The following is a 743-nucleotide window of genomic DNA, read 5'->3' on the forward strand; positions in this document are numbered from 1 at the left end:
TGATTGGTAATTCTTTCTATTTTTTTGTTATTGTAATCTTGGATGTTATATTTTTAATTTTTCGAGTTTGGATTGCATCATTAACGTAATTTTTCTGCCGCGATGATACTCCTTATCAGGTAAGAAATACCGTTGATTTTAATTGTAATTATCTCACTAAAAATATTGCTACCCAGATTATTCATACGAAATATGTAAATCCCCCATTCGTTTAGCTCTGGTTTAAGTTTGCCGTGAAAATTAAACTACTCCATATTTGTAGGTTTGTCGCATTAACAGAGCGAGGTCGGCAAAATAGCACTGCCTATTTTTCAAGCCGCCAACAGATAAAATTGTTCTGCCGGTGACAATCCGTCACCAGTAGGATGATGAAGTTGTCCTTTGCGGATTATCTGTAGCAGCTCAATACCAGCGGACACACTGAGCAATAATATCGACGGGATAATGCAGGCGACAGAGGGCGTTTCGGATCAGAGACATGGGCAGGTAACATCACAAAAAAAAACAGCATGTTACCTAACAGCGCCTTAATGCGACAAAGCCTGCTATATCCCATTCGCTCTCATCGGGCTAAATTTGCACTAAATTGATTGGGATTTTGATAGATAAAGTCTGTGATGAAGATAAGTACTCACTATTTGCTGACTTACCACTATTAATGCAACACAGTCGTATAACCATCAATCCGTATTTGTTTGAATAATTAATAAAAGCATCTATTTTTATTAAAACAATTCAACTTT

The 743-nt window shown here is 36.6% G+C and carries 2 pseudogenes; both read right to left on the minus strand.

Annotated elements, in window-relative coordinates:
• Positions 1-311 precede the first annotated feature (311 nt).
• Positions 312-413: pseudogene (locus V1952_RS22250) on the minus strand (IS6 family transposase); the annotation flags it as partial.
• A pseudogene (locus V1952_RS22255) lies at positions 406-480 on the minus strand (IS6 family transposase); the annotation flags it as partial. The pseudogenes V1952_RS22255 and V1952_RS22250, both read right to left, overlap by 8 nt.
• Positions 481-743: the final 263 nt, after the last annotated feature.

Source organism: Yersinia sp. 2542 StPb PI (assembly GCF_048593855.1).
GTDB classification, from domain to species: domain Bacteria; phylum Pseudomonadota; class Gammaproteobacteria; order Enterobacterales; family Enterobacteriaceae; genus Yersinia; species Yersinia enterocolitica_E.